This is a genomic window from Vibrio cyclitrophicus, from assembly GCF_024347435.1.
GTDB classification, from domain to species: Bacteria; Pseudomonadota; Gammaproteobacteria; order Enterobacterales; family Vibrionaceae; genus Vibrio; species Vibrio cyclitrophicus.
In genome coordinates this window covers 209,985-231,887 of the sequence record NZ_AP025481.1, presented here as the reverse complement: position 1 = coordinate 231,887, position 21,903 = coordinate 209,985, and the positions used below count along the sequence as shown (strand labels likewise).

21 protein-coding genes are annotated in these 21,903 nt (G+C 43.6%); 13 read left to right on the top strand and 8 right to left on the bottom strand.

Features of this window, described 5'->3' with window-relative positions:
• Positions 1-67 precede the first annotated feature (67 nt).
• From OCW38_RS16095 to OCW38_RS16065, 7 genes are all read left to right on the top strand, one after another.
• Positions 68-1,810: an EAL domain-containing protein gene (locus tag OCW38_RS16095; protein ID WP_261896259.1), complete on the top strand. Its 1,743-nt coding sequence runs from the start codon at positions 68-70 to the stop codon at positions 1,808-1,810.
• Positions 1,811-2,115: 305 nt separating this feature from the next.
• Positions 2,116-2,487, top strand: a complete 372-nt coding sequence (locus OCW38_RS16090) for a GntR family transcriptional regulator (protein WP_004729948.1) — start codon at positions 2,116-2,118, stop codon at positions 2,485-2,487.
• Complete coding sequence (locus OCW38_RS16085) at positions 2,484-3,338, top strand: ABC transporter ATP-binding protein (RefSeq protein WP_010428515.1); 855 nt, start codon at positions 2,484-2,486, stop codon at positions 3,336-3,338. The genes OCW38_RS16090 and OCW38_RS16085 overlap by 4 nt, the downstream gene beginning before the upstream one ends.
• Positions 3,338-4,195 (top strand): hypothetical protein, encoded by an 858-nt coding sequence (locus OCW38_RS16080; protein ID WP_016789393.1) that lies wholly within the window; start codon positions 3,338-3,340, stop codon positions 4,193-4,195. The genes OCW38_RS16085 and OCW38_RS16080 overlap by 1 nt, the downstream gene beginning before the upstream one ends.
• A gap of 915 nt (positions 4,196-5,110) precedes the next feature.
• Entirely contained in the window at positions 5,111-5,398 is a 288-nt protein-coding gene (locus OCW38_RS16075; RefSeq protein WP_010428510.1) for a putative quinol monooxygenase, read from the top strand.
• On the top strand, positions 5,398-5,976 hold the full coding sequence (locus OCW38_RS16070; RefSeq protein WP_010428507.1) for a nucleotidyltransferase family protein: 579 nt from the start codon (positions 5,398-5,400) through the stop codon (positions 5,974-5,976). The genes OCW38_RS16075 and OCW38_RS16070 overlap by 1 nt, the downstream gene beginning before the upstream one ends.
• A gap of 139 nt (positions 5,977-6,115) precedes the next feature.
• Positions 6,116-6,553 carry a bifunctional diaminohydroxyphosphoribosylaminopyrimidine deaminase/5-amino-6-(5-phosphoribosylamino)uracil reductase RibD gene (locus OCW38_RS16065; protein ID WP_010428504.1) on the top strand — a complete coding sequence of 146 codons (438 nt, stop codon included), beginning with the start codon at positions 6,116-6,118 and terminating at the stop codon, positions 6,551-6,553.
• 17 nt (positions 6,554-6,570) lie between these two features.
• On the opposite strand, the gene OCW38_RS16060 is transcribed toward OCW38_RS16065, so the two are convergent.
• Positions 6,571-7,023 carry an NUDIX hydrolase gene (locus tag OCW38_RS16060; protein WP_016769103.1) on the bottom strand — a complete coding sequence of 151 codons (453 nt, stop codon included), beginning with the start codon at positions 7,021-7,023 and terminating at the stop codon, positions 6,571-6,573.
• A gap of 293 nt (positions 7,024-7,316) precedes the next feature.
• On the opposite strand from OCW38_RS16060, the gene OCW38_RS16055 reads away from it, so the two are divergent.
• The 3 genes from OCW38_RS16055 (at position 7,317) to OCW38_RS16045 (ending at position 11,035) form a co-directional block, all read left to right on the top strand.
• Positions 7,317-9,029: an RluA family pseudouridine synthase gene (locus tag OCW38_RS16055; RefSeq protein WP_016769102.1), complete on the top strand. Its 1,713-nt coding sequence runs from the start codon at positions 7,317-7,319 to the stop codon at positions 9,027-9,029.
• A gap of 154 nt (positions 9,030-9,183) precedes the next feature.
• On the top strand, positions 9,184-9,564 hold the full coding sequence (locus OCW38_RS16050) for a hypothetical protein (RefSeq protein WP_016769101.1): 381 nt from the start codon (positions 9,184-9,186) through the stop codon (positions 9,562-9,564).
• Positions 9,565-9,838: 274 nt separating this feature from the next.
• Positions 9,839-11,035, top strand: coding sequence for a Bcr/CflA family efflux MFS transporter (locus OCW38_RS16045; RefSeq protein ID WP_438356657.1), 1,197 nt, complete (start codon positions 9,839-9,841; stop codon positions 11,033-11,035).
• A 179-nt stretch (positions 11,036-11,214) separates the two neighbouring features.
• On the opposite strand, the gene OCW38_RS16040 is transcribed toward OCW38_RS16045, so the two are convergent.
• From OCW38_RS16040 to OCW38_RS16020, 5 genes are all read right to left on the bottom strand, one after another.
• Entirely contained in the window at positions 11,215-12,591 is a 1,377-nt protein-coding gene (locus tag OCW38_RS16040; protein WP_261894103.1) for an IS4 family transposase, read from the bottom strand.
• 159 nt (positions 12,592-12,750) lie between these two features.
• Entirely contained in the window at positions 12,751-14,109 is a 1,359-nt protein-coding gene (locus tag OCW38_RS16035; RefSeq protein WP_016797062.1) for a Na+/H+ antiporter NhaC family protein, read from the bottom strand.
• Positions 14,110-14,331: 222 nt separating this feature from the next.
• Positions 14,332-15,096, bottom strand: a complete 765-nt coding sequence (locus OCW38_RS16030; protein ID WP_261896253.1) for a hydratase — start codon at positions 15,094-15,096, stop codon at positions 14,332-14,334.
• 206 nt (positions 15,097-15,302) lie between these two features.
• The gene (locus OCW38_RS16025; RefSeq protein ID WP_010428476.1) at positions 15,303-15,608 is read right to left on the bottom strand and encodes a DUF3861 domain-containing protein; all 306 of its coding nucleotides are present in this window, start codon (positions 15,606-15,608) and stop codon (positions 15,303-15,305) included.
• Positions 15,609-15,642: 34 nt separating this feature from the next.
• On the bottom strand, positions 15,643-16,134 hold the full coding sequence (locus OCW38_RS16020; RefSeq protein WP_016769097.1) for a DUF2798 domain-containing protein: 492 nt from the start codon (positions 16,132-16,134) through the stop codon (positions 15,643-15,645).
• 98 nt (positions 16,135-16,232) lie between these two features.
• On the opposite strand from OCW38_RS16020, the gene OCW38_RS16015 reads away from it, so the two are divergent.
• On the top strand, positions 16,233-16,658 hold the full coding sequence (locus tag OCW38_RS16015; protein ID WP_016769096.1) for a MarR family winged helix-turn-helix transcriptional regulator: 426 nt from the start codon (positions 16,233-16,235) through the stop codon (positions 16,656-16,658).
• A 196-nt stretch (positions 16,659-16,854) separates the two neighbouring features.
• Here the strand turns inward: OCW38_RS16015 and OCW38_RS16010 are convergent, their stop codons facing one another.
• Together OCW38_RS16010 and OCW38_RS16005 are read right to left on the bottom strand one after the other, a co-directional pair.
• Positions 16,855-17,916, bottom strand: a complete 1,062-nt coding sequence (locus OCW38_RS16010; RefSeq protein ID WP_010428470.1) for an MBL fold metallo-hydrolase — start codon at positions 17,914-17,916, stop codon at positions 16,855-16,857.
• Positions 17,917-18,080: 164 nt separating this feature from the next.
• Positions 18,081-19,865, bottom strand: coding sequence for an SgrR family transcriptional regulator (locus OCW38_RS16005; RefSeq protein ID WP_016769095.1), 1,785 nt, complete (start codon positions 19,863-19,865; stop codon positions 18,081-18,083).
• Positions 19,866-20,467: 602 nt separating this feature from the next.
• On the opposite strand from OCW38_RS16005, the gene rimK reads away from it, so the two are divergent.
• Together rimK and OCW38_RS15995 are read left to right on the top strand one after the other, a co-directional pair.
• Positions 20,468-21,373, top strand: coding sequence for a 30S ribosomal protein S6--L-glutamate ligase (rimK, locus tag OCW38_RS16000; RefSeq protein WP_010428457.1), 906 nt, complete (start codon positions 20,468-20,470; stop codon positions 21,371-21,373).
• 32 nt (positions 21,374-21,405) lie between these two features.
• Positions 21,406-21,834, top strand: coding sequence for an ATP-dependent zinc protease family protein (locus OCW38_RS15995; protein WP_004733090.1), 429 nt, complete (start codon positions 21,406-21,408; stop codon positions 21,832-21,834).
• The last annotated feature ends 69 nt before the right edge of the window (positions 21,835-21,903 follow it).

Here is a 21,903-nt window from a genome sequence, read left to right as displayed (position 1 = left end):
GAATGAAAATCCCAGTCACTACACATCAATCACGAAAATATAACAACGATCGCCTAGGAGTTGAGCTATGCACTGTTCTTTCAATATAAACAACAATAATGAGAGCTTGCAACTTATTTATAATGAAGAAAAGATCTATATAAAAAGAAACAGTAATAAGATATCAGAGGAAAGTCTAAATAGTAAAGAGAGTTTCGTATTTAAATACTTAATTGAAAACTCATCAATATCAAACCCGCAATCCGCGAGAGATGTTGAAGAATCTTTTAAAGCACATTTTGATGAAGAGTTCAGCCTATACGCATTAAAAAACATTATCGCTTCAATAAGAAAGAAGTATCGTAATCTCTGCAAGAAAGCAAAAGTGAATAACGACAATGAACTTATCTCTAATCTTTATAAAGTGGGTTACTTTATTGATCTCGATAAAAGCTCAGCAGACCGCATAACCCCAAAGTACAATATCAACAAATTTAAGCCAAACCACATCAAAATGTTAAAGCTGATGTTCAACACTTACCACCGAGATTTCATCAGAGCTCTGGTCGTTGTATTCACAGTTTCTGCATTTTTCTTGTTCGTTGTTTACCTTTTCCAAATCCTTTACACGACAAAGATTGCAGACGAATACAGTGAAAACACTAAGCTTATAGTAGAAGAGATCATGAATTATGGCTGCGGAAGCGATGGTTCTGTACACGCGATGAGACATTCTCTCAATCTTGATTCGATTGTGATGACGACCCCCTCTGGCTCATGCTACATCTCCACCACACGCTCAAAAAGAGTGGAGCTCGATAAAATTGACGAATTTTACAATAGCTTGGACTTCGCTTATTCACGATTCGTGCTCCCTGAGCAAAATATTGATCTCACCGCTCGTATTGCTAAGCGCGCTATCGAAGCACGCTACAGAAATTCGTTAATCCCACTGCTTATTGATTCAGTAACTATCGAAAAGGATGGTTACTATATTTTGAATCTAGGTGGAAATAGTCAGTCGATTTATCAAGCCTCTTTGCCTACAGGTGCATCCATTACGTTCTACAGCGATGACATCGTCGCATTGTGGATCATACTATCACTGCTGCTAGCAGCACTTCTATATCACTCTTATATTATTGGCTTCGTCGTATACCTGCTTCGTTGGAGGCATATCTCCTGTGAAGAGGAACCCATCATTAACACTGAAGACAACAGCGTTTTATATTATGAGCTGTTGACTCGAGTCCGTAACGTTGGGGTCTTAAGCTTCATCGACACAATGAGACGTACCAATTTACTCACTTTCCATACTATTTTGATCATTGAAACGGTCAGAAATGCCAAGTTACACAATAGCCACGAAATTTATGGCGTTAATGTCTGCCCTAGCTCTTTAGTCGGTGCCAACTTTACAAAGATTAAAGAGCACTTCATGGCGATGGAAGCGAACGAATTTGTTGTCGAAATAACCGAATACTCCAATATCGGCTACGGATGTGAAGTTATAGATAACATCAAAGAGATCAAAAAGTTGGGAATTACGATCGCATTAGATGATTTTGGTACAGGAAACAATAACATCGAAATCATTAGCACTATTGACCCAACCTACTTGAAACTGGACCGTTGTTTTGTCAAAGACATTGAGTCTGGGGATCACCATCAAGGCGTGTTGCTCAACATCTCAGAAATTGGGCGCCTATCAAACATCACCATGATTTACGAAGGTGTCGAAACTCGCAGACAACAATACATCTTGTGTCAACTTGGCTACAACTTGCATCAAGGTTACTTATACAGCAGACCTCAAAGTACAATCTACTGATCGCTTTATCGATCTTAACCACCTGTGAGCTCAATTAAGGCAACTGAAATTAGTCATAAAACGATAACTATTTCAGAGCTCACAGGAAAAGTATTACATAACCTTTCATCGAACCACCAACAGCTACCAAATTAACATCCAAAGATAAACCGAAGCGAAATGACCGCGACTTCAACATCTTTCCCGCGTTCTGTATTTTACCGTTAGCACTTCTATTCGTTTCCCTCTCATACCAATAAAGAGCTTGCCAATTCTAATAAATAGTTTAGTGTTATACATATGTATATCACCATGCAGTTTTAATTATGACCGAATGGAAAGACGACCAACCGATCTTTAGGCAACTTGCCGCAAAGATCAGTGACCAAATTCTTCAAGGTGTTTGGTTAGAGCAACAAGCATTACCCTCTGTGCGTGCGGTTGCTGCCGATCTCAAGATCAACCACCTTACTGTCATGAAAAGCTATCAGTTACTGGTGGATGAAGACTTGGTAGAGAAAAAACGCGGCCAAGGCATGTATGTGGCCGAAGGGGCACTTCAAAAATTGAAAGAGTCTGCACACCAGTCATTCATCAACACACAGATCCCAGCCATCGCTGAGACGCTAGGCATCATTGATATGAGTGTCGAAGAACTCGTGAAACAGCTAGCACAACATATAAAGGACAAGTCATGAGTACTTTACTTTCCGTGAAAAACGTAACCAAAACCTATTCAAATCAAGTGGGTGTCGAAAACATCAGCTTTGAGCTAAAGCCAGGTCAAGTTCTTGGTCTGCTGGGCCACAATGGCGCGGGTAAATCGACTCTGATCAAATCACTGCTTGGTGGTCACAACTATCAAGGCGAAATAGAGGTGAATGGCTACCACCCTATCCACCAGCACGCAGCGCTCATGCAGCACTTATCGTATATTTCAGATGTGAACGTGTTGCCAGAATGGATGACAGTGAAACAACTTCTTAGATATACCCAAGGTGTGCATCCTAGCTTCAACAGGCAAAAAGCAGAGCAGGTATTAAGTAGCACCAACATAAATCTATCCTCTACTATCAAGCAGCTTTCTAAGGGAATGAAGGTACAACTTCACCTTGCGGTCATCATCGCGACCGACACTCAAGTGCTGATCTTAGATGAGCCAACGCTGGGCTTAGATTTGCTGTACCGCGATACTTTTTATCGTCATTTATTAGAGTGGTTTTATGATGGTGAACGCGCCATGATCATTGCAAGCCACGAGGTTTCAGAGATCGAACACCTATTAACTGATGTGTTGATTCTGAAACAAGGTCACTGTGTTTTGCAGAAAAGCATGGAAGACATTGAAAACGATTATTTCATTATTGAAGTCGCAAACAACTATTCAAGCGAGATTCAGAGATTCAACCCACTGACCTCACAATCAGGGCTAGGCACTACTAAGTGGTTATTGGAAGGTCAATACAAAGCGCAGGTTGAGTCACTGGGTAACACCTATAACGTTGGTCTCGCAGATCTATTCCTTGCAACACAGATGGAGAAGGCGTAATGCATCCAAGTTTTTACATGCTAGAAAAAGAACTCATCGAGCACAAAGTTAACACTCGATTGCCTCTGTTTGTCGCGTTATGTGGTTTCTTACTGTTCGTTGGTCTGTTCTTTAATGGCGCAGCGCAACACGAGTTTTTCTTTGAAATGCAAGTGAATGGTGACGTGAGCGACATCCACAGAGAGTTCGCACAAGATCTCAATTCAGTGATCTACTTTGGCGCGGGCCTTATTTCACTGATCCTGTCGACGCTATATATCCCTAAAACACTGCGTAAAGAACGCCAAGAAGGCAGTTCAATGTTTTGGAGAAGTATGCCGGTATCCAATGCAATGACTCACAGCGTGAAGCTAGGCTTCGGTTTAGTGGTTATTCCGGCTATCTGTGCATTGTTAGTGCTGTTCGCAGATTTTCTATTCTGGATATTGAACGTCTCAAGTGAGCAACAACTGGCGCTATTGGTTGAGCAGCAATCTCTGTTTTATGTGATGAGCAACTGGATTGTGTTCTTTGGACGAATGATGTTAGTTGCACTGGTTTTATTGCCATTGGCAACAGTAACTCTGGCAATTTCACAACTGGTAAACTCTCCATTGCTTGTCATTTTTATCTCAAGCTATGCGATTAAGTTCCTCTCTGTCGCTGTATTTGGCTTCTACGGCATCAACGACTTCCTATCTCTCATCGCATCACTGCCAATGAATGTGCTCATAGCAAGTAACCCATTCAGCGTGCTTGCAGAAGCACCTGTTTTATCTTTAAGTATTTACGTACTGATTGGTGTAGGTGGCTATCTTCTGAGCCTTAAATTGAATAGAACCGACGATGTTAGCTTGAAGACGCTATTCCAACGCTAGCTAGCGTCATATCCCAAGCGCGAACTTTTATCAGGCAGTCACATAAGATATCCAAACCAAAGCTTCTGAGAAATCGGGAGCTTTTATTATCAGGGCTTTAACAAGTACAGGGATGCGACCCGGTAGACAGAACCAAGAGATAAACAAGTTTTAGTTTGGGGTAACAGGTTTTACGGAGGAGGATAAACGAATATAGGTATTAATGAGCTGACATTGGATTGCATTTTTGATGCCTGTCAGCTCTTTGGGGGATGATTTCTTTAGTCGCCGACCAGATGAAGGTCCTTGAGAGTGCTAGTGAAATCAGTTTGTTGCGTTTTACATTTGTTTCAGTTTTTAAGTTTTTAAAGCTTTACGATTTAAAGCTTATTTCTTTGATGCTTCTTTTGACGTGTCTTTCCAGTATTGGATACGAACGCGATGAAGCTGTGCTCTTCTCATTTTTTTCATAAGAGATATTTCCTTTTCTATAACTGCTCTTCATGAGCTATTTTTATTACCAACTATTCGAATCTAACGGTGTTTGACGCCTAGTTCAATGATACAAATCACAAAACATATAGAGTTCTGAGTACCATTTACATCAAAGTATGACCTAGATATCAACTATGACTCAATTTAATCTAATGAGCTGCTGTTCGAAATTAAGGTTAGTTCTCGCAGATGACAAATTCATTTCAGTATCAATACAGTTCAATGATACGTATTAAGTAGACCGGACTAACACGAATTTAGTTCCCAAGATTTTCTTACCGTCACCGCCTAAAGTGACAGCGTAACTTGCAGTAAGTTTGGGTTACACGTTTTTATTCACATTAGCCTATACGTTACAAACTCAAAATGGGATTATGTTTGCAACGGATAGAGCTTTTGATAGAAAAAAGCCGTAATTGACAAAATTAAATGGACGTAATAATGAGTAAAACAATTCTACAAGGGCATATTCTAGTGCCAGACAACGATCTCGAAATAGTCATCCAAGCCTTGGTTGTACACAAAGAACTCACGTTGGCAGAACCTGGTTGTATCGTGTTTCGAATTAGTCAAAGTACCCTTCAACCTAATCGCTTTGAAGTTTATGAAGAGTTTACGAATCGAGAAGCATTTGAAGCGCACCAACAGCGAGTAAAAGCTTCTCAATGGGGTGACATATCCAAGAACGTGACACGTCACTACCAAATCACCGATGTTCCGACATCATAATGATTGACCCGCTAGCCAACAGTATCGTCACGTTGATCAAACAAGATCCCTTACGAATGCAGATTTTAGACTGTGTCGCTCAGCTGGGTTTACCGCAGTGCTATGTTGCTGCGGGCTTTGTGAGAAACCTCGTTTGGGATCACCTACATGGTCATGCCTCCCCGACTCCACTCAATGATATTGATGTGATCTACTTTGATACCATTGATACCTCATACGAATCGGATCTTCGATACGAGGCTCTGCTTAAGCAACGGTTACCTGAACTGAATTGGCAAGTTCGCAATCAAGCCTGCATGCACACCAGAAATGGGGATGAACCTTACCAAAGCTCATTAGATGCGATGAGTTACTGGCCAGAGAAAGAGACCGCAGTCGCCTTAAAACAGAGCCTAACTGGAGACATCGAGTGTATTTCGTCTTTTGGTTTAGAGAGTTTGTTTGATTTGCAAATCACACCTAACCCAAAGCGTAACCGAGATATCTTTGATCAAAGAGTACAATCTAAAAACTGGTTAACTCATTGGTCGAAGTTAACGACTAGTCACAGTGAACTAACTTTCGAATTCAAACGCTAAAACCATTGACTAAAAACCGAATCAGATCGAACATGCCCCACTTGTTAGCTTGCTAGCTGAGTAAGTTAGTAACTAACCAAATCATCAACCGCGCGTGGCGACTAGCTGCTACGCTCTCTCGTCATACTGAGTAACGACCATGAACCAACAATACATGCAGCAAGCACTCGAAGCTTCGCGCCAAGCCTTACCTGATTGCCAACCAAACCCGCCTGTAGGCTGTGTTTTGGTTAGGAACGATAAAGTGGTGTCTGTTGGATATACGCAAAAAGTCGGTGGAAACCACGCCGAGGTTGAAGCACTGAATGGCTATGACAGCGAAACGGACGGAGCAATGGAAGGCGTTACCGCTTACGTAACTTTAGAGCCATGTTCATTTGTCGGCAGAACTCCCGCTTGCGCCAATACATTAGTTAAAGCCGGTGTGAAACACGTAGTGGTGGCGATGCTAGACCCAGACCCTCGTAATAATGGTCGTGGTGTTGCGATCCTTGAATCGCACGGCGTGAAGGTGGATGTGGGGTTATGCCAAACACAAGTGAGCGCCTTTTTATCCCCTTACCTTGGTAGGTCCTAGATCTTAAACAACCAGTATTAGTTCAATTTCACTCGGTAAAGCGGGTTGACTGGCTTATCGACAAAATACGACCAGATATGATCGTAGACAGCATGTTGGTTGGGGAATGGCGCTAACGCTTTTGCCTCTTCTAAATTGCACCAACGGTACTCCGTATGCTCGTCATTCAGTTCAATCGCTTGGTTGGGTGGGCATAGCACCGCAAACACAGGGATGAGCTGAATCACATTAACGTGAGCCTCGTAAAACTGCTCCAGAAACTGCGCGTTATACAAGGCTTCCACTTTAATTTGGGTCTCTTCTTCAAACTCGCGCACGATAGCCTGCCAGCCTGTTTCACCTGCTTCAATCGAGCCTGCGACATGGCACCAAAACTCGCCCTTCACACGCTTCATAAGTAGCATTTTCATTTGTCCGTCGATCTCTGAAATAGCGACACCAGATACAATCGAAGTATTGAGTGGAATCATAACGTTACCTTAGGTTGAGCAAGAAGGCGGCAAGGCTACCACCCTTCGTTTGTTAAATTGTTTTCTATGATTAAAAACGAGAAGTTACTCATCAATTAATGAAGTTCAAGCCATAGCTCATGGGTTCAATGTTAACCATCTCGCTTAGCTATCCAGTAATAGAACCATTTCTTATTTGAGGCGCTTTTCGATAAAGAGTAGAATCGCCGCCTTGTACTGTGTTTAAAGCCTTTAAACATACACAGTAGACTCACAACCATTTATCACCAAGATATAAGTAGTAAGACGACAATATGCACTCATCCAAACCAACGCACGACTCAGAAAACAGCCACACACCTGAGCATTGCTTCACTCGCTTTCAACAGCCGATCGAGTCATATTCGTTGCCTGAGCGTTTCACCTTCCCGTTCTATTATGAACCACACGCACTGTGTGAAATCGCTTCTCATCAGCTTCAACAATATCTAGAAACTCAAACCGACTGGCAGCATGACTTCGGACTGGATTCTGACGCTGGTCGCGGCAAAATGTTTGGTGTGTTGTTAGTAAGAAGTCCAGAAGGTGAATTGGGTTACTTCTCTGCTTTCTCTGGTAAAATCGCTGATCAAAACTTATTACCTCACTTTGTACCGCCAGTCTTCGACATGCTCAGCAGCGACAGTTTTTTCCATCAAGACACGGCCGACATGATGGCTGTTAATGCGAAATTTAAAGCGCTGCAAGCAAACGCTGATTACGTTGAACTGTGTGAACAATTAGCACAACAGAAAGCAAAGGCAGAGCAAGAGATTGAAGCCCAGCGTCTATTGATTATAGAAGGCCGAAAAATACGTAAAGAACAACGTGAAAAAGGCAAAGAAAACCTTGATGAGCAAGCTTTCGAAGAGCTAAATGACGAACTAAACAAAGCCAGTGTTGCCGACAAGAATCAGCAGAAGTACCTTAAACTCAACTGGGAACAAACTCTGAATGAGCTTCAAGGTAAAGTTGACGTATTTACGACTCAAATAGCGGAACTCAAAGAGCAAAGAGCACGCATCTCTCATCAGCTCCAACACAAGTTGTTTTCACAATACGCTTTCCAAAATGCGGAAGGCAATGTCGAAGACCTTAACCAGATCTTTGAAAATACACCAAACAAGATTCCACCAGCCGGTTCTGGTGAATGCGCGGCGCCAAAACTTCTGCAATATGCGTACTTGAACGGATATACACCGCTGGCACTGGCTGAGTTTTGGTGGGGCCGTTCACCGAAATCTGAAATTCGCAAACACAAGAAATACTACGCCTCTTGCCAAAGCAAATGTGTACCGATTTTAGGCCACATGATGAAAGGTCTGGAAGTCGACCCCAACCCATTGCTAGATAACCCAGCAGAAGGAAAAGACCTCGATATCCTGTTCCAAGATGAACACATCGTTGTAGTACACAAACCAGCAGGTTTTCTGTCCGTACCGGGTAAAAACATTAAAGATTCCGCCTACACACGCGTTCAAGAAATGCATCCCGATGTTGAAGGGCCATTTGTTATCCACCGCTTGGACATGGCGACCTCTGGCATTCTGATATTTGCTTTAACACGACGTGCGAACAAAAGCTTACAGAAGCAGTTCATTACTCGTGAAGTTGAGAAGCGATATGTCGCAATGATTGAAGGTGTGCTAGGCCAAGATGAAGGCTATATTCGACTGCCATTGCGTGGTGACTTGTATGACCGTCCTCGTCAGATTGTATGCTTCGAACACGGCAAGCCAGCTGAAACTAAGTGGGAAGTGATTGAGCGAAACCAAGACACCACTAAGGTTTATTTGCACCCGAAAACTGGCCGCACACACCAATTACGTGTTCACTGTTCACACCAAGAAGGGCTTAACATGCCTATCGTGGGTGATGGCCTATATGGCAATAAAGCTGACCGACTGCACCTACACGCAGAAAGACTTGCGCTACACCACCCAGTCACCAAAGAGTGGATGGAGTTCCAGTTCGACGCTGAGTTTTAAACCTCTCATTAGTACCGAGCTTTAAAAAAGGAGTCACACCGCTTGTGGCTCCTACCTCTTTTGGGTATATCTCGACGCTTATTGCACTACATCAAGATTCACTTTGTTGTGAAGAGTAGCATGCCCACCGTCTTCTCTCCTTGAGGCCTTTGATATGTCATCAGCTGCTTTGAATTTGCACCACAACACACAAACTTCTTCTTTGATAACTGCGCAAGCACCAAGCTTGAAACCACTAGCAACCAAAAAGCCTAATCTAAATTTGGCAATGCTAAGCTTAATTGAAGAAGTTAAAAACGAACTCCCACTTTACGAATCGGAGACGTTTATCTGTGGGCCAAAAGGAAACTGCTCGGGTTGCTCTAAGAAACTACTAGAGATGGTCGACAGTGAGTTAATGTATTGGGAGCACAGTATTTCCATTGGCCAAGGCCCCAACTTCGAGGAACTGCGCCGCTTTGGTAAGCTTTGCAGCAGCGTTCGACGTGGTTTAGAGCGTAACGGTTTAGTCGAAAAACGCCCAAAGGAAAGATAACAAGCCAAGTCGATAATCATTACAATGTGTCGTTGGCGATCACAAGCCACCCTGCTACTAACTGATTGAACTCGTTAGCTATCAAAGTAATAATGTTTTGTAATACAATTCAGTTCGCAGACCGACTTCGTAGATTCGAACTCATAGAAATAAGTTCATCGATACTTTCACCATATTCTTGAACGACTCTATCCTTCTTGTCTGACGTGCCTTAGCCTTCTGTATATCAATATCACATCAATTAGAAACCTACCTTGGACAACGGAGAGCCACCTTGAAGAGACCACAACCAGTACTGGGAAAGACCGGTATGCTATTTTTTCTCGTCATAATAAGTGCTTTCCCTCCATTGACTATCGACCTTTACTTACCTGCGCTTCCGCAGATGGTCGAGGTGTTTAATACTGATCGATCCATGGTCAACCTAACCCTGAGCAGCTACTTCGTTACTTACGCCATCGGTCTTTTGTTCTGGGGGCCGCTCAGCGAAAAATTTGGCCGTAAGCCGATCCTATTGATTGGATTAGCGGGCTATATGGTCGCGAGCATATTGTGCGCGATGACCAATAGCATCGAACAGTTGATTGGTGCTCGTGTATTCCAAGCCTTTGCGGGCAGTGCCATCACCGTTATCGCGACTGCCACTGTAAAAGATCTTTATGACGGCCGAGAACGTGAAAAGATCATGGCGACTATCATGTCACTGGTGATCATCGCACCAATGGTTGCGCCTGTGTTTGGAGCCTTTTTACTGAAAATTGCTTCTTGGCGAATGATGTTTGTCACGCTCGCCATTTTTGGTGCATTTGCGTCAGTATTAGCTTGCTGCTACCAAGAAACACTCGAAAACAAATACCAAGGTTCCATATTCCGCTCATGGGGAAGAATGGGCGTGGTCATGAAAAACCGCTCGTTCGTCAAGCTGCTGGTCATTTTCTCTATCATACCGATGGCGTTGATGGGCTTTCTTGCGGCGGGTTCTTATATCTACATCGATCACTTTGGATTGACCGAACAACAGTTTAGTTACGCGTTCGCATTCAATGCATTGTGCGCCTCATTTGGTCCAACAATTTACATGAAGTTGTCCTACCGAATGCTGGTTCAAAAGGTCATCTCAGGATGTTTTGCTTTATTAGCGCTTGCGGGAATCTTCACTCTAACCATTGGCGACCTATCCCCTTGGTTCTTCATGTTCATCGCGGCACCAGCGACATTAATGGCGATCATCATGCGAGTACCGGGTACCAACTTGATGTTGAATCAACAAGATCATGACACGGGTTCTGCCGTTGCACTGATTCAGTTCTTCAGCATGATTTGTGGTTCACTTGGCATGGTGTTGGTTTCAATACGCCCAGAGTCCCTGATTGAAAATCTAGGCTTTATTCAATTATCCGTCGGTACTCTAGGCGGCCTGATGTGGCTGATGGTCAGAAACAAAGAGTATGTGACTACGAAGCTCGTCTAAAGGTCTCAAGCTTAGTTGTCACTCACACTACATACAGTTAACTTGAAAACTACTTATAGAACTTAGAAACCGCCCACATGGGCGGTTTTGTCTCTGCTCAAATCAACATTAGCTTCCAAACAACTCTTTCAGGCACAAAAAAGGCTCCTATTAAGGCTGTCTCTTGATCACAAGTCTGGTTAATCAAGAGACTTAGCGAGTTCATACCCTTCAAGGATGGTTTGTAACCTGAACCATCCTTGCCATAACGTCTTTATGGAAGCGCGACCCGTTCGCTTGGTATTCTTCCAGCCACCTAACCGAGCAATACCATTGTAAGCCCATGATATATTGGGCGCTTCCTTCGGCAGCTGCTTTTTCTCCAGCTTTAGCCACATTAACTTCCATGCTTTGCCTTTTAATACCTGCTCACAACTGGTCTTAGATAACTCATCGGACTCATTCATGAACCTCAACTGGAGTAAGCGAGTCGCGATAAAAGCTAAAATGACGCTGAGCCTTTCTAAGTTATCTTTACTCTGCATTCTCAGTTGCTCAACTTCAGTCCCTTCACTTTTCCAGACTTTATGAAAATCTTCTATTAGCCAGCGTCGCTCATAATAACTGACCATTTTGAGGGCCTCTTCTTTGCTCGTTATCGGCTCCGAAGTCAGTAAGTGCCAGGCTAGCTTATCGTTATTCTCTCCTTGTTCTATACATCCCACGTAGTAAAGCGGAATGTTATCGAACTCTTTCTTGTTTGCAGGAGACTTGAGTGTCACGGGGGCATATTTAATATCTAAATGAGCCTTGCGAGCTTTGCGACCGCCTTTTTGCGGTATTTCGAGCACTTTCTCCCCGGCTGATGACAGAGTAGATGCATAGCTATAAAGACGATTATCATGCTCTTCAATACAGCGGCTTTGCATGGAACGAACGAGGAATCTTTGTTGTTGCTCTCGCTTGTAAGTGAGGTATTCAAAGAGGTCGGCTTCTCTATCGCACACCGAAATGACATCCGACATTTTATCGCCAAGTCGCTCAGCGACATAGCGAGAGGCTTGTTCCCACTTATAACTTTCTTTCTCTTTGTATGGTCGAGTCGCATGCTGGTGTCTTTGACCTCGCTTTTCTATATCACGAGTCCAGCGCTGTTGTTCAATTAAACCAATCACAGATTGAGTGTCGGGCGCAAAAAGTAAGGTAGAGTGTACGAACATCGCTCGATGTCGATTGCCTTGATTGGAGTGTCCGAGTTCATCTCGAATACTGCGATGGGCGTAACTCAGAGAAGTCGTGTCTTCTAAGGCAAGAAGTGTTTGTTGCTTTAACGCTTCTTGCGCAGTGACATAAAACCCTGCCTCTGCGATATCTTCTGCTTTGATTTTCTCATTACGGATGAAGCGATAAGCCCCTTCCATTTCAGCCGGTGAGATAATGAGTTTCGAGACAGGTACGCCAGGTTGCTCGGCCAGTGAAGCTGCGAGAGCAACGAGTCTTTGAGTACGTCTTGGGTCATTAAGGTGGGCTTGACCGAACTGTTTTTGTGCCCAAAGGGTTGGCTCTATATAGGTCATGATAATCATCCTTGTCATTGCTTAGATGATCAGATCATAGAACCTCAAAATAGTTCAAAAAAAATCCCTAAGCATAGCTTAGGGATTTGTGTATAAGAGACAGCCTATTAAGGAGCCTTCTTATCAAAGCCAGTTACGACTGAGTTTGGTCAATTACTACTAAGCGTTAGCCACTTGGCGCGCTGGATGCTTGATAAACACGGCAAACACAGCCACGATCGCAAGAGCAAAACAGTAGTAAGAGTTAGCCACAATATCCAAGGGAGACAAGTTAAATACTGAACCTAATAGCAACACCTGCGCACCATAAGGCAGTACACCTTGAATCACACAAGAGAAGATATCCAATAAGCTGGCAGAGCGACGTGGAGAAACGTTATTTTCTTCAGCTAATTGGCGAGCCACGCTGCCAGATACAATAATCGCTACCGTATTGTTTGCCGTACATAGGTTCACCATTGATACCAAGCCCGCAATACCCAACTCACTCGCACGGCCATTCGCTTGCTTAGAGTGTGAAGAGCCAAACGCACGAATCACACCACTTACCAAGCTAGTCAGGAACGCCAATCCACCTTGGCGACGCATTAGCTCACTCAAACCACCAATCAGCATCGACAGTAAGAAGATCTCCTGCATGTTGCCGAAGCCTGCGTAGATATCTTGAGCGTAATCCGTCATACCGTAGTTCTCAACAGAACCTAGGCTCACGCCACCCGCCAGCAAGATACCAATCGTCAGCACAACGAATACATTCATACCCGATACAGCAAGAATCAAAATAGTGATGTACGGAAGGACTTTCAGCCACTCGATTGGGCCCGTTTCAGGCACTTGAGTTGCCGTGCTGTTGAAAGCAAAGATAACAATCGCGATAAGAGCAGCAGGCAGTGCAATGCGGATGTTCTCTTTAAACTTGTCTCTCATCTCACAGCCTTGCGAGCGTGTCGCGGCAATCGTGGTATCAGAGATGATAGAAAGGTTGTCACCAAACATCGCGCCACTTAAAACAACACCAGCCGTCAGTGGAATGCTCATGCCTGCTGAATCTGCAATGCCTAGTGCCACAGGGGCAACCGCAGCGATAGTGCCCATTGAGGTGCCCATTGCTGTCGCGATGAAAGCTGAAATTAGGAAGATACCCGGTAGGATCATGCTTGTTGGAATCGCCGATAACCCTAGATTTACGGTCGCGTCAACGCCACCAGACGCTTTAGCAACAGCCGCAAAAGCACCCGCCAACAGGTAGATCATACACATTGCAATAATGTCTTTGTGACCGACTCCACTCAGGAATTGCTCGATAGCACGGTTCAATTTATCTTTGCTTAGTAACAGCGCCAACATCACCGCAGGCAAAGCCGCAATCGGAGCTGGAAGCTGATAGAACGCAAAGTCGACGCCTTGCAACGACAAGTACGTACCTACGCCAATAAACAGCGAAAGGAAAACAATCAGAGGGATAAGTGCAACTGCAGAAGGTGCAATTACAGCATTAGAATTTTTCGAATTAGACATGGAACGACAACGCAATAGAACAGGGAGAAGAGAGACTAATGTCACACTTAGAACTTGTCAACGTCTAGACGTCTAAACGCCCAATTAAATGCAAAGTAATAAGAACCCTATTGAATATCACTTAATAAAAAAGGCTATTTACTAGTCAGTAAATAGCCTTTCGATAACAGATAGTGCGCCAATAGAAGCTAGCGTTTTTGTAAACTTAGCAGGTAAACGTAATTAGCGTTTCTGCTTAAACGTTACTTGGTATTCGCCAATATCTTGGTAATGGAATGTCGTTAGCTTATCGAATTCCATTTCTACGATACCGCAGTAAGAACCCGTGATGATTGCTTCACCCGCTTGGAAATCAACACCACGACGCGTCATGTAGTTAATCAGCCAGTAAATTGGGCTTGGTGGCAGTGTATTCGGGTGCTTACCGTCAAATGCTTGAACGTGCTCGCCTTGAGTTACTTCAATACTGATCTCAGCAGAGGTGAACGCTTTTTCGCGATCAATCTCAGGGCCGATGAACAAGCCTTGGTTTACTAGGCCGTCAGCAAGTCTTTCATAGAACTCGGCACCGCTGTCATCAGCAAAGCGAGATTGCATTAACTCAAGAGCCATATGGCAAGAACCAATCGCTTCATTGATTTGCTCTTCACTGTAACCTTCTGGGGTTGCAGGCAGGCTCTTTGCAAGCGTAAAGGCAATTTCAGGTTCTACACGAACAACGTTGTTGTCTGCAAACAGTTCACAAACCTCACCTTGTTGAATACTGCCCGAAAAGATAGGCGCAACAATAAACTTCTCTTCAGCAAGAGGCAGTAAACACTTCCACCCACCTACTTTATCGCTCTGAAGGTCAATCATTGATGCTTGAATTTTCAACGCATCTTCCAAGTTATTCGGACGATACTGTTCGTCCAATCTTGGGGCTTTAGTTCCCGCGACGCGGCGACTCAGCAGTTCTTCAGCTGCTTGCTTAAATACATTTGTCATATAATACCACCTTTAGTTTTATGACTAGTATAATATCGGATTTCTTGAAGCTTGAATAGACAATTAAACAACGAAGCAACACCGCAAATTCAGCCATCAATTTTCCCATATTCTAGACGCAAACAACTGAAATCATTTTGATTTAAATACCATAAAAGCCAGTAAGTTGGTTACTGGCTTTTCGATGTATTACTGATGATTAGGCTTTACTGCCCTTTCAACGTCTTCTTCAGATTCTGCATGAAGTTTCTGAAATGAGGCATGAAATCAACAAACAGAGGGTGCTTTCTATCTTGCATCATCATTGGGCCGAGTAATCGAATGCTCACCCCTAGTCGCGTTGCTGATTGCTCGTCTAAGCCGCTGTCTTGTTTGATCTTCTCAACAATCGCGAACATGTTTTCTCTGTCTTCAATTTCAAACTGCATGGTTTGCAGTTCACGATCTTCTTTGATGTTCACTTCTTCGATAGTGATACGGTAGTTATTGTGTTTGCCTGTGAATGCTGTCATGTGGATCTCCTACAATGCTTAAAAAGTGTTTTGGCTAGCTCTTCATGAATCGCTCGAGCTTAGGTTTAACCGTCATCGACATCACGACCATGATCGTAAGGCCAATAGGAAGCGCAGCAATAAATCCATTAAACCATCCACTGGTAAACGCCGATGTATCCGAAAATCCAATATTATTTGCCGCTGTTACAAATGCCATGATGGACTCCATGATAAAAGCCATAATCAATCCCACGATTAGGTTGCGAGCTTTCTCGCCGTAACTGGGCAACGCCTTAGCAGTGACTTTAGTCACCAAAGTCATCATCACCATGCCGATTGGCATCATAATCACGACAGCAAGCGCTAACGATGATAGCCAATTGCTGATGAATTCCTCACCAAACCCGACATTCATGTAAGTCATAACCGCTGTTAAACTGCCGCCAATCGTCAGCATTAAACTCATAATGACCAAAGCTTTGTGCAATACAGGCGTGGCTTTTTGCTCAGGAAAAGTTGGCGTTAATGTTGCTTGAATCGTCATATCTATATTCCTGTCTTGAATTTACGAACAATTAAGTTGATAATGTCAACCATAAATAAAATGGTTGATATTGTCAACTAGATTTCTAAGGATCGTTTATGTCTGATAACACATCGCTAGAATCCATCTTTCGTTTGGTACACTCTTTGAAACGTCAAATGAGTGAACAGATTGAGAGTTTGGACTCTGACATCGCGCCAATGAATATTCGTGTAATGAAGATCATTACCAAGAAGTCTCCATGTACTTCTATTGATATTGCACACTTCCTAAACCGCGATAAGGCGCAAGTCACTAGGCTCGTTAACGCGTTGATCAGTCAGGAACTTGTGAAGAAATCGCCTAATCCCGAAGACAAGCGCAGCCAGTTATTGGTTCTGACCGATAAGGGTCAAGAGATCATGAATAAGGTCGCGAATATTGATCGTGAAATGCTGAAGAGAATGACCAAAGGCATGGCCGACGATGAGTTAGAACAGTTTCGAAAAATCGCGAGCAAGATGGCTCACAATCTAGAAAACTGATCTAGAGAATGAGTGATTAGAAATAGATCGGCTCTTTGAAACAAAGCCGATCTTTAGAAAGATGAAAAAAACGCCACCGAATCGTACGATCGGTGGCGTTTTTTGTATGAGCTGATTTGATATAGATTAGCGGTATGGCTACCTCTAACTTAGATGACCGTTTTAATTAGATGCCAGTTCTAATTAGGTAACAGCTCTAATTCGATGCTAGTTTCCACCATGCTTGAACAGGTACTGGCTCTGCGATCACCAGGCGTTCACCCATCACAGGGCTCACCATTTGCACGTCTCGCTCTTTGCTTATCGTCAGTGCTTGCTCCATTGGGTCTTGCCAATCGTGCATAGAAAGGTCAAACGTGCTGTTGTGGATTGGCATCATCACCTTACCTTTAAGGTCAATGTGCGCTTGAACGCTTTGCTCTGGGAACATATGAATATCCGCCCAGAGTGAATTATACGCGCCCGTTTCAACCATGGTTAAATCAAACGGTCCGAAACGCTCACCAATCTCTTTAAAGCCGTTGAAGTAACCAGAGTCACCACTAAAGAAGACTTTCTTATCTGAAGCGTTAATGACCCAACTCCCCCACAATGTTTGGTCACGATCAAGTAAGCCACGCCCAGAAAAATGTTGTGTCGGCGTCAAAGTGAACTCGATATCAGCAACGGTTGCTGACTCCCACCAGTTCAACTCAATGATCTTTGCTTTATCCACGCCCCACTTTTCTAGTAGAGCACCGACTCTGAGTGGCACCAAAAATGTCCCTACTTTGTCTGCTAATACCTTTACGGCACCTTTGTCTAAATGGTCGTAATGATCGTGGCTGATCACTACCACATCAATATCAGGCAGTTCTTGTAATGAGATTGGTGTTGGGTGGAAGCGCTTTGGCCCCATCCATTGCACTGGCGATGCGCGATCACTAAACACAGGATCAGTCATCACTAGTTTTCCATCCAGTTTCATCATCACGCTAGAGTGACCCAAGCGGTAAGCAACGTCGTCTTGTTCTTCGATCAGTTGCTCGGCTGTCATCGGTATCAGAGGCAATGCAGCTCGTGGCACCGGCTCATTTCTTTCCACAGTCACGTAAGCTTTCAAGATTGAAAAAATATCAGACATACCCGATTTGTATTCCAACTCACTGTTAACAAACTTCTTCGGAAGCTTATCTAGATTGTCGTTTGATTGTGAACCTGTGCTTACGATAGCGACCACGGCAAGTACTCCTAAAATCGGTAATAGATATTTTTTCATTGGTATCTCTTTAATCATTGGGTCTATCCCAACGCAAAACTACACTGATTAGTTTACATAGTAAAACTAAAAAGTAAACCGGCTAGTGTAACTTATATTTTGGCTATATGTGTACCTGCCGAGATCGGCTAGAAAAGAATAGTGAATCTATTTAGTTAGAAATATTAATCCGCAGACCATACATTCTTGAAATCTGGCCAACCCCAGTTCGTGATGGCTACATTCTTCAGAATACCTTGGAAACGCACGGTTTGTAGGTGATGGAACATAGGCACTAACCAATAATCCGAGATCAGCGTCGATGCAACGGGCTCCAACTCTGCCAAGTAATTCGGCAGTTCAACCGACGCTTTGTGATGGTCTAAACGCTGCTTGAGCCAGTCGCTGTTCATCTCTCCTAAAGCAGAGTGCAAAACAGGATCGTTCATCATCCACGAAAACAGCGAAGACGGGGCATTGTCATCGAGGTTTAAGTTACACAGCACCAAGTCCTCCTTTAGCTCGCCACTCTGAGAGAGCTGCGCCAACTCTCGAAAACTGTAGGTGTTCACCTCAACGTCCACACCATACCGTTTGAGTATGTCGGATACACAAATCGCACATCGATACAACGCATAATAGTCGTAAACCGCAATACTCATCTTTTTCGGCAGTTGTGCCTCTTTCGAAGGCGTTCGATACAATTTCTGCCAACTTGGCAGTATATTTTGAGCTAAAGAGACACTAAACAGACCTTTGTTATGTTCCAACTGAGACAAGATCGCTTGTGGGTTAGTCAGTTCTGAAAGGAATTTGCGCTGCTCATTATTTAGTGGAATAGCCGCTGAGTTCTGATTGAATAGAATAAACAGACACCCATCCTCGACTCGGCTACGAAGGCCGTCTGTGTCTGCAGAAACAAGTTCCGCATCGCTTTTCCCTAACTGATGAAAGCAAGAAGAATCTTCATAAGGCGATACGTGCATTTGGCTTTCATCGAAGCGAGCAGTGCCCGTCATTGATTCCTCAAACTGCCAGATAGTCACCTCATCGGTTAAAGAGCGGCAACCATAATAGTGCTCAAATGCGGCGAGCTTGATTCGTTCATTGTTGGTCTCAATCACTTTAAATGGGCCGGTTCCAATAACAGCATGGGACACAGAACTTAATGGTGACGGTTCACGGGCCACTTGCGCTGCGGGTTGAATCGAATATTTAACGCCAGCAAGTAAACCAGCAAAGCCGGTATCTGCTTTGGTGAGTTGAAAGCTGATCCTTAACGGCTGCTCACTGTAAACCGAAGCAACATGAGCTAACTCTGTTTGATAGAAAGGCAAGGTTTGTAAGGCTGAAAACAGCGAGACTAACTGTTTAGCATCAACTGGCTGTCCATCGTGGAAAGTAAGCCCTGGGCGCAAATAGAAAGTCCAAACTAACTTATCAGAATCATATTCCCAATGGTGCGCCAACTCAGACTTCAACTCGCCTTTACCACTACAAGTGACGAGGCAACTGAATACTTGCCTGATCAAAAATCGTTCGCTACTGCGGTGAATATGGTGCGGAAACAGGTCTTCAAACTTACGTTTATAGGTTAATTGGACATGCAGCAGCCCTTCACGCATTGTCGCGCCCGAGGTTTCTTGGAGGAGAGAACCAAATATTGCGCGGTCATTGTCTAGAATCGAGAGGGCTTTTTCGTATTTGCCCTGCTCTATCAATTTGCCAGCAACATGTTGCGTCAGCTCTTGGTTGCTAAAGCGTAAGGTCAGGTTAGATCGTTGATTCCTGCCAACTTTTGGTTCCCACACTACCCATTCAGCTTGATGCATCTTACCTAACAAGGTTCGAGCGTGACGCAAACTGGTAAACAGCTTGTCTGCCACTTCCGTTAAGGTCACGGAGTGAGAAATATTTGGCTCGAACGACTCTAGCCGCATGTAGTAACGCATCATGTTTAGATCAGACAAATAATGAACCTTTTAAACCTAACTCTTCCTAATTAAGCCCATTATAAAACACAATCGTAAAAAAGTAGTGTGATATGGCAAAAACAGGAACAACCAATAAAAATACCATCTGTTTTCTAGTTCCTCTTAATTAACCATAATGAACGGGTCAGCAACAAACCATAGGTTGTAAATAAAGCCTAACTAGAGAGAGTAATGACCATGAGAAAATACTATCTTAATAAGTTAAAAAGCACCTGTAGCAAGCTCGAAAGAGAAGCGCTACGAACACTTATAGAGCTATGTAACTGGCGTTATTAGTACACTTTTTAGCACCGAGTTAACGCGAGTTGAGCACAACCTAATAGGCTCCTACCCCCAATATGAGTTAGGTCTCAACTCGCTTTTCCATTCCAAATCCCCTCTCAAGCCTGCTGTACCAATAGCTCACACATTCGATAAATTTCTGTTGTCGACTCGACAAATTTAATTCGTTTTCTTAGTTAAACGAAAAGCCTTAAGGTTCGCCCCGAAGCAAGCAAGGAGCCTCAGAAAAAACTGAAAGCTCAGCTAACAACTCATTTATTTGCAGTTACCAATCAGGTATTAACTAAGGAAACGCCATGCGTATCGCAATTCTTTCTCGCAACGAAAATCTATACTCTACTTCTCGCTTAAAAGCGGCTGGAGAAGCACGTGGTCACCAGGTCGATGTTATCGACACGCTGCACTGTGATATAGATATCGCGAGTAACAATCCGAAGATTCGCTACATGGGTGAAGAGCTACCTCAATACGATGCTGTTATTCCACGTATTGGCGCTTCCATTACCTTTTACGGGACTGCGGTTGTTCGCCAATTCGAAATGATGGGCACTTTTTGTATCAATGAGTCAGTAGCAATCAGTCGTTCTCGCGACAAACTGCGCTCACTACAATTGTTGTCTCGCAAAGGTATTGGCTTACCAAAAACAGGTTTCGCTAGCCGCCCAGACAAGATTCAAGACTTGATCAAAAACGTAGGTGGCGCGCCACTGGTTATCAAGCTTCTTGAAGGTACTCAAGGTATCGGTGTGGTTCTAGCAGAAACAAACAAAGCAGCTGAAAGCGTTATCGAAGCATTCATGGGCCTAAAAGCGAACATATTGGTTCAAGAGTTCATTGAAGAAGCTAATGGCGCAGACATCCGTTGTTTTGTTGTGGGTAACAAGGTTATTGCAGCAATGAAGCGCCAAGCTGGTGAGGGTGAATTCCGCTCTAACCTGCACCGTGGCGGTACAGCTCAACTGGTTAAACTAACCAAAGAAGAGCGCGCAACAGCGATCAATGCAGCTAAAATCATGGGGTTAAACCTATGTGGTGTCGATATTCTACAATCTAAGAATGGCCCTGTTGTAATGGAAGTGAACTCTTCTCCAGGCTTAGAAGGTATCGAGAAAGCGACAGGCAAAGATGTAGCAGATATGATTTTCGGATTCATCGAGAAAAATGCAAAACCAAACGCTAACCGTACTCGTGGCAAAGGCTGATTAAACGCCGTTTACTCATGATTGGAAAAAACATGAACAATAAAATGATCATAGGGAATACAGAAGCACTTTGCTTACCAGAGTTAGGGATAACTGGACTACATACGCGTGTTGATACAGGGGCTCAAACCTCTTCTCTACACGTAGACAATCTACTATGTGTAAAAACAGACGGTGAAAACTTCGTTGAATTCGATCTTCACCCAGACGTTTACCACCTAGAAGAGACTGTGCGCTGCAAGGCGAAGCTGAAAACGAGTAAAAGAATCAAATCATCGAACGGCGAAGTTGAACACCGCTGTGTGATTGAAACCATGCTAAAAATTGGGGGTCAAGAATGGCCTATCGATATCACGCTAAGCAACCGTCAGGATATGACTTATATGATGCTGCTTGGTCGTCAAGGCATGAGTGACAAAGTGATTGTTGACCCAGCTGGTGAGTTTCTAATTTCTCACTAATTGAACTGCTCCACAGCTCAAATAGTGAGTCAACAACACACACTAATAAAGGCCAGTCTTTGAGACTGG

Bases quoted from the DNA above. Each gene is read 5' to 3' on its own strand.
- OCW38_RS16095 (WP_261896259.1), top strand. From the start codon at position 68: ATGCACTGTTCTTTCAATATAAACAACAATAATGAGAGCTTGCAACTT.
- OCW38_RS16090 (WP_004729948.1), top strand. From the start codon at position 2,116: ATGACCGAATGGAAAGACGACCAACCGATCTTTAGGCAACTTGCCGCA.
- OCW38_RS16085 (WP_010428515.1), top strand. From the start codon at position 2,484: ATGAGTACTTTACTTTCCGTGAAAAACGTAACCAAAACCTATTCAAAT.
- OCW38_RS16080 (WP_016789393.1), top strand. From the start codon at position 3,338: ATGCATCCAAGTTTTTACATGCTAGAAAAAGAACTCATCGAGCACAAA.
- OCW38_RS16075 (WP_010428510.1), top strand. From the start codon at position 5,111: ATGAGTAAAACAATTCTACAAGGGCATATTCTAGTGCCAGACAACGAT.
- OCW38_RS16070 (WP_010428507.1), top strand. From the start codon at position 5,398: ATGATTGACCCGCTAGCCAACAGTATCGTCACGTTGATCAAACAAGAT.
- OCW38_RS16065 (WP_010428504.1), top strand. From the start codon at position 6,116: ATGAACCAACAATACATGCAGCAAGCACTCGAAGCTTCGCGCCAAGCC.
- OCW38_RS16060 (WP_016769103.1), bottom strand. From the start codon at position 7,023: ATGATTCCACTCAATACTTCGATTGTATCTGGTGTCGCTATTTCAGAG.
- OCW38_RS16055 (WP_016769102.1), top strand. From the start codon at position 7,317: ATGCACTCATCCAAACCAACGCACGACTCAGAAAACAGCCACACACCT.
- OCW38_RS16050 (WP_016769101.1), top strand. From the start codon at position 9,184: ATGTCATCAGCTGCTTTGAATTTGCACCACAACACACAAACTTCTTCT.
- OCW38_RS16040 (WP_261894103.1), bottom strand. From the start codon at position 12,591: ATGACCTATATAGAGCCAACCCTTTGGGCACAAAAACAGTTCGGTCAA.
- OCW38_RS16035 (WP_016797062.1), bottom strand. From the start codon at position 14,109: ATGTCTAATTCGAAAAATTCTAATGCTGTAATTGCACCTTCTGCAGTT.
- OCW38_RS16030 (WP_261896253.1), bottom strand. From the start codon at position 15,096: ATGACAAATGTATTTAAGCAAGCAGCTGAAGAACTGCTGAGTCGCCGC.
- OCW38_RS16025 (WP_010428476.1), bottom strand. From the start codon at position 15,608: ATGACAGCATTCACAGGCAAACACAATAACTACCGTATCACTATCGAA.
- OCW38_RS16020 (WP_016769097.1), bottom strand. From the start codon at position 16,134: ATGACGATTCAAGCAACATTAACGCCAACTTTTCCTGAGCAAAAAGCC.
- OCW38_RS16015 (WP_016769096.1), top strand. From the start codon at position 16,233: ATGTCTGATAACACATCGCTAGAATCCATCTTTCGTTTGGTACACTCT.
- OCW38_RS16010 (WP_010428470.1), bottom strand. From the start codon at position 17,916: ATGAAAAAATATCTATTACCGATTTTAGGAGTACTTGCCGTGGTCGCT.
- rimK (WP_010428457.1), top strand. From the start codon at position 20,468: ATGCGTATCGCAATTCTTTCTCGCAACGAAAATCTATACTCTACTTCT.
- OCW38_RS15995 (WP_004733090.1), top strand. From the start codon at position 21,406: ATGAACAATAAAATGATCATAGGGAATACAGAAGCACTTTGCTTACCA.